Here is a 12,747-nt window from a genome sequence, read left to right as displayed (position 1 = left end):
GATGGGCGCTGTCTATTTCTACCACCTGACCCGCCAGCCGCTGGAACACACCTTGCCGGTTCTGCTGGACAAGGCGTGGCAGGCCGGGTGGAAGATTGCCGTGCGGGGCACCGACCCTGCGCGGATGGACTGGCTGGATGAAAAGCTGTGGCTGGGGCCCGAAGACGGGTTTCTGCCGCATGGCCGCGAAGGCGGCCCCCATGACGCAGAGCAGCCGATTTTGCTGACCACGGGTTCGAAAGCTGCCAATGGCGCGTCCTGTGTCATGGTCGTTGACGGAGCGCTGGTCGAGGCGGAAGAAGTCACCGCGATGGAACGTGTGTGCATTCTGTTCGATGGCAATGACGACATAGCCGTTCAACATGCGCGGGGGCAGTGGAAATCGCTGACCGCTGCGGGGTGTTCGGCGCAATACTGGTCGGAAGAATCCGGACGGTGGGAAAAGAAGGCCGAAGCCTGACGGGCGACGCCGTTTTCAGGAGATTTGAAAGATGCAAATGAAGCCCTTGGGCCGTACTGGAATTATGGTGAGCGACCTATGCCTTGGAACCATGACTTTTGGCACACAGACCTCCGAAGCCGATGCGCACAGGCAGATGGATATGGCGCTGGATGCCGGCATCAACTTTGTGGATGCAGCCGAGATGTATCCCGTAAACCCGGTTTCAAAAGAAACGATCGGACGCACTGAAGAGATTCTGGGCAACTGGAACGCGGCCAATGCGGCGCGGCGTGGGGATTACATTCTTGCGACCAAGCATTCCGGTGAGGGTTTGTCCTTTGTGCGTGACGGTGCGCCGATCACAGGCAAGACGATACCCGAAGCGATTGAAGGGTCGCTGAAGCGGTTGCAGACAGAGTGCATCGATCTCTACCAGTTTCACTGGCCGAACCGCGGCAGCTACATGTTCCGTCAGAACTGGGATTTTGCGCCAACCGGGCACAACACCGATGACGTTTTGGGGAACATGCAGGAGTGTCTGGAGGCGTTGCAGGCTCAGGTCGACAAGGGCAACATCCGCGCCTTTGGTCTGTCCAACGAAAGTGCATGGGGCACGGCGCAGTGGGTGCGTCTGGCCGAAAAGATGGGCGCGCCGCGTGTGGCGTCGATTCAGAACGAGTATTCGCTGCTCTGCAGGCTGTTTGACACGGATATGGCCGAGCTATGCGTGCATGAAGATGTCGGGCTGATGGCGTTCTCGCCTTTGGGTACCGGGTTGCTTACGGGTAAGTATCAGGGTGGTGCCGTCCCGGACGGTTCACGCATGTCGCTTTCACCTGAACTAGGCGGGCGCAAGTCTGATCGGGTGTTTGATGCGGTCGCGGCTTATCTGGACGTTGCTGCGCGCCATAGCTTGGATCCGACGCATATGGCATTGGCCTGGTGTCGCACGCGGCCATTCATGATGTCGGCTATTTTTGGCGCGACCACGGTTGAGCAGCTTGAACACGTATTGGCTGGCGCGGATCTGACGTTGTCAGATGAGGTGCTGGCAGAGTTGGATGCAGCCCATAAGGCGCACCCAATGCCGTACTGAGGGCAGGGGGCGCTGCCCCCGCCGCCTTCGGCGGCTCCCCCGAGGTATTTTTAGCCAGATGAAGTTGGATCCGGTCAGTGATGGGTGGGGTGCGCGCGCTCTTGTCTGAGATCGCGGGCGGACTGGCCGTGTGCGGTGCGAAAGGCACGGGCGAAGCTGGATTGTGAGGCAAAGCCCGTGGCCAGCGCCACATCCATCAGCGGCATGTCGGTGTCAGTGACAAGGCGACGCGCTTCGGCTAGGCGCAGTTGCAAGTAATGGTCCTGCGGCGTGGTGTTCAGGCGCAGACGGAACTGTTGTTGCAACGTACGCGGGCTGGTGCCCAGCCGGTCTGCGATATAGGCAAGCGGCAAGGGGTCATCCAAAGAGTCCTGCATCAGTGAATTGGCCTTGGCGGTCAAAGCTGTGTGGCGGTGTGGTGCGCCAGTGCGGCTTTGCGGTTTGGCAGGGTCGGGTGCGCCTTCGTAGAGGAACAAGCCCGAAACGCGCGCCGCGAAACCCGCTCCGTGACGGGCGGCGATGATGTGCAGCATCATCTCGACCGCCGGGATTGCTCCGCCGGATGTCAGCCGGGTGTCAGACACGGTGAAGCGGTCGGGGCGCACGTCCACTTCGGGGAAACGCGAGGCGAAGTTTTCCAGGTCTTCCCAATGGGTGGTGGCGGCGTGGCCGTCAAGCAGCCCGGCCTCGGCCAGCAGCCAGGGGCCGCCATCGATGCCTGCCATTGTTGCGCCAGTACCTGCGATCCGGCGCAGACCCGCAAGCAGGCTGGGGGTGGCGTGACGGGCCAGTTGGAACCCGGCCACAACGATCATTAGGTCACAGCCTTGCAGACGTGCCAGCGGGATACCCGGCACTTGCAAGGCGCTGGTCAGCATTGCCGGTTCGGGTGTCGCTGTCACGTAGTCCCAGTCAAAGGCCGGGCGATCGGCCAGACGGTTGGCCGCGCGCATTGGGTCGACCGCCGAGGCGAAGCTGAGCGTGTTGCAGTCATCAAGTACCAGCACCGCCGTTTTCAGGGCGCGATGTTCGGGCTGCAGTATGTTTTTTGCGGATTGCATCAAGTTCGATTCGCATTCTGCCAAGTTGTTTTCCCAAGGCTGCGTCAGAGTTGAAAGTAACGCAAATCGGAATCCGGGGAGAAGCCTGGGGAAAACTCAGGTCAAAACCGGGTATAACTTGGGGAAAACGCCATGCCTCTGGAAATGAACCGCGATGTCTTTATCACCTGCGCCGTGACCGGCTCGGGTGGAACGCAGGATCGCAGCCCTCATGTACCGCGCTCGCCGCAGCAGATTGCCGACAGCGCGATTGCTGCCGCTAAGGCTGGAGCTGCAGTTGTGCATTGCCATGTGCGTGACCCCGAAACCGGTGCGCCAAGCCGTCGGCTGGATCTGTATCGTGAGGTCACAGACCGGATTCGCGACGCCGACGTGGACGTTGTTCTGAACCTGACTGCGGGGATGGGGGGGGACATCGTGTTTGGTGGTGTTGAAAGCCCGTTTCCGGTGAATGAAGCGGGTACTGACATGATCGGTGCGTCGGAGCGCGTTGCGCATATTGCCGAGTGTCTGCCCGAAATCTGCACTTTGGACTGTGGCACAATGAACTTTGCCGAGGCCGATTACGTCATGACCAACACGCCTGGAGCCCTGCGCGCTATGGGGCAAATGATGACGGATATGGGCGTGAAGCCCGAGATCGAAGCCTTTGACACCGGCCACCTGTGGTTTGCCAAGCAGTTGGTGAAAGAGGGGATTCTGGAGCCCAACGCCTTGGTTCAGCTGTGCATGGGTGTGCCGTGGGGCGCGCCGGACGATTTGAACACCTTCATGGCGATGGTGAACAATGTCCCCGATGACTGGACCTTCAGCGCATTCTCATTGGGGCGGAACCAGATGGCTTACGTTGCGGCGACGGTTCTGGCCGGCGGCAACGTGCGCGTGGGTCTCGAGGACAACTTGTGGCTGGACAAGGGTGTTCTGGCCGAAAACTGGCAGTTGGTGGAACGCGCGGGAACCATCATCGAGAATATGGGCGCGCGGGTTATTGGGCCGCAGGAAGTGCGTGAGAAGTTGGGATTGGAGAAACGCGCGCCAAAGGGATGATTTGCTTGCGGCCGCTGGCATGGTCGAAGGCTCTGGAGCGTCAGCAAAAGGATGATAACCATGAGATCGGTTGTTGTGATATGCGCGGCGCTACTGATGGCATGCCTGCCCTGCGAAGGGGCAGCGCAAGCCACAGAGGTTGAGTTGGCCCGCCAGCAGTGCGAAGCCAAAGGCGGAAGATATGAGGTGGCTGGGCGACTCCGGGAGTATATCTGCTTTGAACCTTTGCCCGACGCCGGGGCACCCTGCAAAATAGCCTCCGATTGTGCAGGGTTCTGCCTGTCGGACACCAAACAATGCAGTGCCGTCACGCCAAAATTCGGATGCATTCCACATCTGGATGAGGCGGGGCAGGCGCAAGTGATCTGTATCGATTAGAGGACGATATGACAAAAACGGCAGCAATCATCGGGGGTGGGGTCATTGGCGGCGGTTGGGCTGCACGGTTCCTGCTGAATGGCTGGAACGTCCGGGTGTTCGACCCGGACCCTGAGGCCGAGCGCAAAATTGGCGAAGTTCTGGACAATGCGCGGCGGTCTCTGCCAGGCCTGAGCGATGTGCCATTGCCGCCCGAAGGCGTATTGAGCTTTCACGATGAAATGGCCGACGCCGTAGAAGGTGCGGTTTGGATTCAGGAAAGCGTACCGGAGCGTTTGGACCTGAAACTGAAAGTCTACAAAGGTCTGCAAGAGGCCTGCGATCCGGGCGCGATCATCGGGTCTTCGACCAGCGGTTTTAAGCCTTCGGAATTGCAAGAGGGCGCGCTGCGCCCCGAACAGATCGTCGTAACGCATCCGTTCAACCCGGTTTACCTGTTGCCGCTGATCGAGTTGGTGCCCACCGATAGGAACCCTCCCGAAATGGTCGCACGCGCGCAGGAGTTGCTGAAATCGGTCGGGTTTTTCCCCCTGCACATCAAGAAAGAGATCGACGCGCACATCGCCGACCGGTTCCTTGAAGCGGTGTGGCGCGAGGCTCTGTGGCTGGTCAAAGACGGCATTGCGACGACCGAGGAAATCGATGAGGCGATCCGCATGGGCTTTGGCATCCGTTGGGCGCAGATGGGCCTGTTCGAGACCTATCGCGTGGCAGGCGGCGAAGCCGGTATGCGCCATTTCATGGCGCAGTTTGGCCCGGCGTTGAAATGGCCCTGGACAAAGCTGATGGATGTGCCCGAGTTCACCGAAGAACTGGTCGATATGATTGCGGACCAGTCGGATGCGCAATCGGGCATGCATTCGATCCGCGAACTGGAGCGCATTCGCGACAACAACCTTGTGGGGATGATGCGCGCGCTCAAGGCGCAGAATTACGGGGCAGGCGCGGTTCTGAACCAGCATGATACGCTGTTGAAACCGGGTGCCTTGCCGACATTGGATCAGGCGGACCTGAGCCAGCCGATCCTGACCCTGTCGCGCGCCGTCCCGCTGGATTGGACGGACTATAACGGCCACATGAATGAGGCGAAGTATCTGGAGGCCTTTGCCGCCGCCACGGACCGCTTCATGGAGATCATCGGCTGCGACATGGAGTACATCTCGTCGGGCGGCAGTTACTTCACCGCCGAAAACCACATTCGTTACATCGATGAGGTCAACGCGGGTGCAAAGATCGAGGTGCGCACGCAGATGTTGCTGGGGCAGGGCAAGAAGCTGCATGTGTTCCACAGCATGTATGAAGGCGACAAACTGCTGGCCACAGGCGAAAGCTTCTTGCTGCATGTCAGTCTTGAGACCCGGCGTCCAAGCTCTCCGTCCCCTGAAATCGAAGCGGCGATGGCGCGTATTGCCGAAGCTCAGTCCGTGCTGCCTTACCCCGAAGGCGCGGGGGCCGCTATTCGGAAGCCCTCATGAGCCGAAGGGTGTTGGTAACGGCTGGCGCGTCCGGTGTCGGTCGCGCCATGGCCGAGGCGTTTGATGCGGCTGGATATGATGTCTGGGTTACAGATATCGATCAGGCAGCGCTAAATTCTGTGCCCGATCCTTGGACGACGCATTGCGCCAATGCGTCGGATGAGGCTGATATGCGCGGCGTCTTTGATGCTATGTCTCAGGCAGGCGGGCTGGACACCCTGTGTGCCAACGCCGGAATAGCAGGGCCAACCGAGGCAATCGAAAACATCGATCTGAAGGCTTGGCGCGCCTGCATTGCGGTTAATCTGGACGGTGCTTTTCTGGCGGCCAAATATGCCGCGCCATTGATGAAATCGGCGCGGGCGGGAAGCATCATCCTGACCTCGTCGACGGCAGGTCAGTACGGCTATCCGTTTCGTGCGCCGTATGCCTCGGCAAAATGGGCGGTGATTGGATTGATGAAAACACTTGCGATGGAACTGGGCCCGCATGGGATACGCGCAAACGCAATCTGCCCGGGCGCAGTTGAAGGCCCGCGCATGGAGGGTGTTCTGGCCCGTGAGGCAGAAGCCAAAGGCATGACCCGCGACGCGGTGTACCAAGGCTATGCTTCGGGTACGTCCATGGGGCGCTTTGTCGAAGCGCAGGACATAGCGAATATGGCCGTCTTCCTTGCGTCAGATGCGGCGCGGCTGGTGTCGGGTCAGGTCATCGCGGTGGATGGCCACACGGTCAATCCTGACCCGAAACTATGATTTAGCCCTGATTTGGCCCCCTGATCTGGCGGATGCTCTGGCGGACGGCCTGCCAGTCCTGTGCTTCCTGCTGATTTCCGGCAGCCTCGCATTCACGCATTTTCTGCGCAGCTTCGGCCTCGGCCCGGTCTCCGTGAGCGGCATAAAGGGCACGTGCGTATTGAGCGGTTTGTAATGCGTCCATTCCTGTGGTCCTCCGTCTGTGATCGGAATGCCCGAAGGTTCGCGCCAAGGGACCATAGCACAGTATTCCAAAGCCTGCATCATGTGCCTTCTGAAATCATGGATCTGAGCTGCCGAAGATGGTTGGGAAAGCTGCGGGCGGTCACGTCTGCCTCGCGTACAAGCGTATCGAAGTGGCGGGTAAATGTTTCGATCCGGTCCCGGTCGCGAAACGCCAAATAGTGACTGCCTGCGTAGAACACGCAAAGCAGAGGGCCGAATATCGTCACCGGGGCGGAATAAAGTCTTTTGGCATCAAACAGATAGATCCGCATTCTGGGGTAAAGCTGATCGCAAAGTGTCAGAAGGTGGTCGATCTGTTCCAGCCGTACCCGCGTGCTAAGGCCGCTGTAATACCCTGTGGCGCTTGCAAAGCTCTCGATTTCGAACAGCGGCATGGCGATTTCATAATCCGACTGCGCACTGCGCATCCAGGCCAACCTGTCCTCGGAGGCGCCGATCGCCTGATCCGCCGTTCGCCCCAGATGCGGGGCATATTCCCATTCCAGCACAGCGCGGGTCTTGAGCATGTCAGGCAGCGTGGCTGGGACATAGCGCAGCTTGTACCCGGCCGCTTCTTTGTGCCACTCGAAAATCTTTTCATCTACCAGCGCGCGGGGTGCTTCGGTGAAGCTTAGGGAACCGGCCAGAAGCTCGGCCGCGCTTTCTGGCCTGTCGGACAGGCTTAGCAACCAGTCGGCTGAAACGCCAAGCGCAGCCGCGCATCCTCCGACCACATGCGCATTGGGCAGGCGCGCGCCATGCCCGGTCAAAAGCTGCGATACGGTCGAGCGGTCAACCCCTATGTCACGCGCAAGCGCGCTTTGACTGATGTTCCGTTGTTCCATCGCGCGGGCAAGTCGCAGTCGAAACTGCGCGGCGCGATCTCGTTTGTCTATTTTTTCCTGCATATGGTGATAAATATCATAATTGATGAATTTTGTTAATCATATTCAGAATTTTCAGAATAACCACCGACTTGTAACTCTTTGAAAAAAGCAAAAAGACTGAGGGTCGGAATGGAAACGCGGCGAAGATCTGTCGTGAAAGCAATCGTTTGGAATGTCATGGGGCTTGTCACCATGACCGCTGTAGGGCTGATTGCCACGGGCTCGGCCACTGTAGGCGGGGTTGTGGCGCTGGTGAACACCGCCATTGGTCTGACCATGTACGTGATTTACGAAAGGGTGTGGGCGGGCATCTCGTGGGGGCGCAATGGCTAAGCGACCCACATCCCAATCCCCTGAATGGGGCACGTTTTTCCTGATCATGGCCTGTTATGCGGCGTGGCTTGCGGGGTTGTTCTGGTTGACGGATGTTTCGTTGTGGTTGGCGGTGCTGGCCTTGGGCCTGGTTGCGGCCCTGCATTCGTCACTGACACATGAGGTCCTTCACGGGCACCCGTTTCAAGCCAAATGGCTGAATGAGGCGTTGATGGTGCTGCCGCTCACGCTTTTCATCCCGTACAACCGCTTTCGGGATCTGCATCTGGCACATCATCAAGATGCCGCGTTGACGGACCCCTACGACGATCCGGAATCGAACTATCTGGACCCCAAGGTCTGGTCGACATTGCCGCGCAGTTTACAAGTGCTGCTGGCGATCAACAACACTCTGCTTGGCCGCATGTTATTGGGCCCGGCCATCGGTCAGGTTTTGTTTCTGCGCGACGAATGGCAGGGGGCGCGGCATTGGGACAAGGATATCCTCTTGGCCTGGGCATTGCACCTGCCGGGTGTGGCGGTGGTACTGTGGATTGTTGCCCAGTCGGCCATGCCGGTCTGGGCCTATCTGATCTCAGCCTATATCGGGCTGGGGCTGCTGAAAATCCGTACGTTCCTTGAGCACCGCGCGCATGAAAAATCCCGGGCGCGTACAGTCATCATCGAAGATCGGGGACCCCTGGCATTTCTGTTTCTGAACAATAACCTGCACGTGGTTCATCACATGAACCCAAGCGCCCCGTGGTATCGCTTACCACAACTGTATCGGGACGGAAAAGACAAGTATCTGGCTTGTAATGAGGCATATGTATACCGGTCTTATGCGCAGATTTTCCGGCAGTACTTGTGGCGCGCGAAAGACCCCGTGCCGCATCCGCTCTGGCCAAAGTCCTGATTTGACGACACAACGGGTGGCATGAGTCTCTGGATCCCTGTCACCATCGCCGCCGCCAGTTTTCAAACTGTGCGTTTCATGCTGCAAAAATCGCTGAGCAGCGTGAAACTATCTGCGGCTGGCGCAACGTTTGCGCGCTTTGCCTATTCCATGCCGTTGGCCGTCGCAGGGTTGCTGGTCGCTTTGCAGGTAACGGGGGCAATCCTGCCAACGCTCAGCCCATTGTTCTGGATATACGCGGTGATCGGCGGGACGGCGCAAATACTTGCGACGATTTGTGTGGTGGCGCTGTTCAAACAGCGCAACTTCGCGGTGGGGATCACCTTCAAGAAAACCGAAGTGATTCAAACCGCGATTGTCGGCTTTCTAGTTCTGGGGGATCGCGTGTCAGCGGGCGCGCTGGTGGCTATTCTGTTGGGTCTTGCCGCAGTTCTGCTGCTGTCGAAAACACCCGGTGGTGACGGGGCATTGTGGCGGCATCTGACCAACAGGGCCTCAAAATTGGGGCTTGGTTCGGGTGTTTTGTTTGCCTTTTCCTCCGTCAGCTATCGCGGCGCCTCGCTGCAACTGGGCGACTTGGACGCATGGTTCAGGGCATTGGTCACTTTGGCTGCCGTTGTGACGTTTCAGTTCCTCAGCATGGGGCTTTGGCTGTTGTGGCGCGATCGGTCCGAGTTGATCGCAGTCTGGCAAACGCGATCTACTGGAGTCTTTGTCGGGCTGACAAGTTTGGGCGGGTCGTTTTGCTGGTTCTGGGCGTTCACTTTGCAAAACGCAGCGTATGTAAAAGCGCTGGGGCAGATCGAACTGCTTTTCAGCTTGATGGCCTCGACATTGTTCTTCCGCGAAACGATCACCCGGCGAGAGATCGCCGGAATGACCTTATTGGGGCCTTCGATACTGGCGCTGGTGCTGGCAATTTAGCCAGCACGACGCTCATCAAAGCTAAGAGCGATAAAGCTGGGCAGATGATCACCCATCCCCACAACAACCGGACCGTTATCGGCCTTGCGGCCTCGACCGCGTCCTTTCGGTTCGCGCTCTTTCCGGTTGTCCTTCGAGCCTTCCTGTTCCTTGGCCCTTTTCTCGGGCTTCGGTTTCTCAGACTTGGGTTTTTCAGGCTTGGGCTCTTCTTTGACCGGATTGTCGATGCGCGGGATGTCTTTCTGGATCAGCTTTTCGATTGCATCCAAAGCCTTCTCATCGCGGCCCGAGCAAATAGTGATGGCCTTGCCTTCGCGCCCGGCACGACCGGTGCGACCAATGCGGTGAACGTAATCCTCGGCATGGCCAGGTACGTCGAAATTGAACACGTGACTAACCGAAGGAATATCCAGGCCACGCGCAGCGACATCCGAGGCCACCAGCAGGCGTAGCGACCCATCGCGGAATCCGTCCAGCGTTTTCATGCGCTGCGACTGGTCAAGATCACCGTGGATCGCGGCGGCGTTATAGCCGTATTTCTTCAGCGATTTTGCGCAGATATCCACATCTGTCTTGCGGTTGCAGAAGATGATCGCGTTGGTGCATTTCTCACCTTCGGCATCGATCAGCGCACGCAGAACCTTGCGTTTGTTGCTGGCCTCACGATCGCGGCGACCGCCCTTGAACATGACGACGCCCTGTTCAATGGTCTCGGATGCGGTGGCCTGACGGGCAACCTCGATCCGGGCAGGGGCGGACAGGAATGTGTCGGTGATACGCTCGATCTCAGAAGCCATTGTGGCCGAGAAGAACAGGGTCTGGCGCGTGAACGGTGTCAGCGAAAAGATCCGTTCGATATCAGGGATAAATCCCATGTCCAGCATCCGGTCGGCTTCGTCCACCACCATGATCTGAACACCAGTCAGCAACAGCTTGCCGCGTTCAAAATGGTCCAGTAGGCGACCCGGCGTGGCGATCAGAACGTCAACGCCCCGGTCGATCAGCGCCTCTTGTTCCTTGAAACTGACCCCGCCGATCAACAGCGCTTTGGTCAGTTTCAGGTGCTTGGTGTATGTGTCGAAATTCTCGGCCACCTGCGCGGCGAGTTCCCGTGTCGGGCACAGAACCAGCGAACGCGGCATGCGTGCACGGGCGCGACCACGGGCCAGCAGGGTGATCATCGGCAGGGTAAAGCTGGCGGTTTTGCCAGTGCCGGTCTGCGCAATCCCCAGAACATCGCGACCTTCCAGAGCAGGTGGAATCGCACCTTCCTGGATCGGAGTGGGGGTTTCGTATCCGGCTTCCTCAATGGCTTTGAGGACCTTTGGGTTCAGGTTCAGTTCGTTAAACTTTGTCATGTAAGTCCGGTTTTTGCGGACACTTGACCTGGCCCGCGCGTCAAAGATGTGCCGGGCCCGGATGGCCATGCGCGCAATGCGCCTATTCGGCTTGGGGGCGGACATAACAAAAACGTAGGTCAGGGTCAAATGAAGTCCGCTTAGTGCGGGGCACGCAAAATGTTCGCGGGATTTTCCGCAACAATTCAGCAGGTTCCGGGGAAGTGTTTCTCCAGTTTTTCGTCCAGAGCCAATGGGCGGTGACGCAGTAGGTTGTGCTGTTCCAAACGGGCACGGACTTCGGGGTCTGCTCCGCTCATCTCATCGTAAAACGCGCGCAGCCCGTCTTTGCCTTGTTCGGCTTCGATCCAGTTGAGCAGTTCATTTTTGTTCAAACCACCCTGTTCGCGCGGTACGTTGGGTGCCATGCCTGCCTGATACGAGCCGCGATCAATACGAAACTGGTAATGTCCGATCCAGTGGTCCCAATCCGGTGCGTGCCGGTGGCACAGCTCGACCTCGGGCAACTCGTATTTGCAAGGCAGTAGCTTTTTGTTCTGAAACAGGTTGTGGATGCGGAAGTTCAGGTATTTCAAGCCAGTGCGAACGAACAGCTTGCCCTGCACATGGCTGAGAAAACCACCCAGAACAAACGCGCCATAGGTAGGGTAAATCGCTTCGACCAATGCCTCGCGGTTGGACCCCTTCGGAATGTGTGCCTTATAAAGATCGTCACCGCCAGCCAGGGCTTCCATAGGGCGGACGCGTGCGGCGTTGAGGTTGGGCGGCACGTTGCCCAGCACTTCGGCGATCGGGGTCGGGGACCAAAGAAACTCGTCTACATCGATATGCGTCAGCCAATCCAGGGGCGTGTTGCGATAGGCAAATGTCGCGTGAACCGTCTGACGGACCTGATGCTTTTCCGGCCTTGCGCGACCTCGCTTTTCCCAAAACGCATCGTCGCAGACCCGCACGCGCACTTTGGGGTGCATCCTGAGCGCCCGAAAGGTGCGCCGGTTGGGTTCGTCCATGTAGATATACATAAAGTCCGCGCCCAGTTCGAGGTGATGGGCCACGAACCGCAGTACGCTCTCGGTCGGGCCCCGAACCATCGAGACGATGCCCCAGGTGCTCATGCGCGCGTCGCGCGCGCGTCGCGCATCCGTTGCAGGCGGCGAAAGACACCGCCTGGGTCTTTGTTGAGTTCCGTCATCAGATGATCGACCAACGGCGCGATGGTCGGGTCGTGCATCGCTCGGGTCCAAATTGGGGCGATAAGATTGATGTCCAACCCGCCTTTTTCAAAGGAAAAACCCTTCATTTCGAAGGGTAAATCCACATGGTTTTTGTCCTCGAACCGAAAGGGTGTATCCGGGGCCAGGCCCGAGAATAGGCGTTCAAACTCGTAAAGCTTCATCAGACCAAACAGCATCCGCAACGCGTGACCCACCTCGCGCTGTGTCGCCGTCTGGCCGTGGTCCGCAAATGTCTGAACCGAAGACACCAGCCAGCGCAGGTCGAGTGTGGCCAGCAGGTGATCGGACTGTTCGTCCCACAACCGGCAGAATAGGGTTGGCGCGTGGCGAGGAAAAGACCGTTTTCTAAGGTTCGAAATCAATTGCGCGTTCAGGAAGGCCAATTCCGACTGGCCGACGAATTCGCGTGCGATTTGGGCGCGTTTGCGATCCCATGTGGTGCTGCGTCCGGCCGGCACTTCGGTGGCGCTGTCTGGAACCGTGCGTTCGGCCAGATCATCCAGATCGACGTCGGGATCAGGCAGGGTGAGGGCGCCGAACTGAAACGGACTGCGCCGGTTCTCATAGCTGTCCAGCATGTCCGGCAGACCACCGGGATAGGTCAGTTCGTCGTCACTCATGCGCGCAGGATTGCAC

At 58.6% G+C, this 12,747-nt stretch carries 15 protein-coding genes; 9 read left to right on the top strand and 6 right to left on the bottom strand.

The window, feature by feature from the left end:
• The first annotated feature begins 1 nt into the window (after position 1).
• Positions 2–460, top strand: a complete 459-nt coding sequence (locus GOV89_RS05455; RefSeq protein WP_171237712.1) for a DNA polymerase III subunit chi — start codon at positions 2–4, stop codon at positions 458–460.
• A gap of 31 nt (positions 461–491) precedes the next feature.
• Positions 492–1,538: an aldo/keto reductase gene (locus GOV89_RS05450; protein WP_171237711.1), complete on the top strand. Its 1,047-nt coding sequence runs from the start codon at positions 492–494 to the stop codon at positions 1,536–1,538.
• A 74-nt stretch (positions 1,539–1,612) separates the two neighbouring features.
• Here GOV89_RS05450 and GOV89_RS05445 read toward each other — a convergent pair whose 3' ends face one another.
• Positions 1,613–2,599 carry a GlxA family transcriptional regulator gene (locus GOV89_RS05445; RefSeq protein ID WP_171179869.1) on the bottom strand — a complete coding sequence of 329 codons (987 nt, stop codon included), beginning with the start codon at positions 2,597–2,599 and terminating at the stop codon, positions 1,613–1,615.
• A gap of 132 nt (positions 2,600–2,731) precedes the next feature.
• On the opposite strand from GOV89_RS05445, the gene GOV89_RS05440 reads away from it, so the two are divergent.
• From GOV89_RS05440 to GOV89_RS05425, 4 genes are read left to right on the top strand one after another with little or no spacing between them, the layout of a single operon-like run.
• Complete coding sequence (locus GOV89_RS05440; protein WP_171179871.1) at positions 2,732–3,646, top strand: 3-keto-5-aminohexanoate cleavage protein; 915 nt, start codon at positions 2,732–2,734, stop codon at positions 3,644–3,646.
• Positions 3,647–3,706: 60 nt separating this feature from the next.
• Entirely contained in the window at positions 3,707–4,024 is a 318-nt protein-coding gene (locus tag GOV89_RS05435) for a hypothetical protein (protein ID WP_171179873.1), read from the top strand.
• Between the two features lie 8 nt (positions 4,025–4,032).
• Positions 4,033–5,499, top strand: a complete 1,467-nt coding sequence (locus GOV89_RS05430) for a carnitine 3-dehydrogenase (protein WP_171237710.1) — start codon at positions 4,033–4,035, stop codon at positions 5,497–5,499.
• Positions 5,496–6,254: an SDR family oxidoreductase gene (locus tag GOV89_RS05425; protein WP_171237709.1), complete on the top strand. Its 759-nt coding sequence runs from the start codon at positions 5,496–5,498 to the stop codon at positions 6,252–6,254. The genes GOV89_RS05430 and GOV89_RS05425 overlap by 4 nt, the downstream gene beginning before the upstream one ends.
• A gap of 1 nt (position 6,255) precedes the next feature.
• Here the strand turns inward: GOV89_RS05425 and GOV89_RS05420 are convergent, their stop codons facing one another.
• Both GOV89_RS05420 and GOV89_RS05415 read right to left on the bottom strand, forming a co-directional pair.
• Positions 6,256–6,438 carry a hypothetical protein gene (locus tag GOV89_RS05420; RefSeq protein ID WP_171237708.1) on the bottom strand — a complete coding sequence of 61 codons (183 nt, stop codon included), beginning with the start codon at positions 6,436–6,438 and terminating at the stop codon, positions 6,256–6,258.
• 79 nt (positions 6,439–6,517) lie between these two features.
• Entirely contained in the window at positions 6,518–7,387 is an 870-nt protein-coding gene (locus GOV89_RS05415) for a helix-turn-helix domain-containing protein (protein ID WP_171237707.1), read from the bottom strand.
• Positions 7,388–7,495: 108 nt separating this feature from the next.
• Between GOV89_RS05415 and GOV89_RS05410 the strand changes: the two genes are divergently transcribed.
• From GOV89_RS05410 to GOV89_RS05400, 3 genes are read left to right on the top strand one after another with little or no spacing between them, the layout of a single operon-like run.
• Positions 7,496–7,699: a DUF2061 domain-containing protein gene (locus GOV89_RS05410; RefSeq protein ID WP_171234409.1), complete on the top strand. Its 204-nt coding sequence runs from the start codon at positions 7,496–7,498 to the stop codon at positions 7,697–7,699.
• Positions 7,692–8,594 carry a fatty acid desaturase gene (locus GOV89_RS05405; protein WP_171234408.1) on the top strand — a complete coding sequence of 301 codons (903 nt, stop codon included), beginning with the start codon at positions 7,692–7,694 and terminating at the stop codon, positions 8,592–8,594. Before GOV89_RS05410 ends, GOV89_RS05405 begins: the two co-directional genes overlap by 8 nt.
• A gap of 21 nt (positions 8,595–8,615) precedes the next feature.
• On the top strand, positions 8,616–9,518 hold the full coding sequence (locus tag GOV89_RS05400; RefSeq protein WP_171237706.1) for an EamA family transporter: 903 nt from the start codon (positions 8,616–8,618) through the stop codon (positions 9,516–9,518).
• On the opposite strand, the gene GOV89_RS05395 is transcribed toward GOV89_RS05400, so the two are convergent.
• From GOV89_RS05395 to GOV89_RS05385, 3 genes are all read right to left on the bottom strand, one after another.
• Positions 9,515–10,876 (bottom strand): DEAD/DEAH box helicase, encoded by a 1,362-nt coding sequence (locus GOV89_RS05395; protein ID WP_171179887.1) that lies wholly within the window; start codon positions 10,874–10,876, stop codon positions 9,515–9,517. The two genes, GOV89_RS05400 and GOV89_RS05395, sit on opposite strands and share 4 nt — an antisense overlap.
• A 185-nt stretch (positions 10,877–11,061) precedes the next feature.
• Positions 11,062–11,991: a glycosyltransferase family 2 protein gene (locus tag GOV89_RS05390; protein WP_254451496.1), complete on the bottom strand. Its 930-nt coding sequence runs from the start codon at positions 11,989–11,991 to the stop codon at positions 11,062–11,064.
• Positions 11,988–12,731 carry a hypothetical protein gene (locus tag GOV89_RS05385; RefSeq protein WP_171237705.1) on the bottom strand — a complete coding sequence of 248 codons (744 nt, stop codon included), beginning with the start codon at positions 12,729–12,731 and terminating at the stop codon, positions 11,988–11,990. Before GOV89_RS05385 ends, GOV89_RS05390 begins: the two co-directional genes overlap by 4 nt.
• Positions 12,732–12,747 lie beyond the last annotated feature (16 nt).

This window comes from Ruegeria sp. HKCCA5763 (assembly GCF_013034545.1).
Lineage (GTDB): Bacteria > Pseudomonadota > Alphaproteobacteria > Rhodobacterales > Rhodobacteraceae > Ruegeria.
This window is presented reverse-complemented; position numbering and strand designations above follow the sequence as displayed.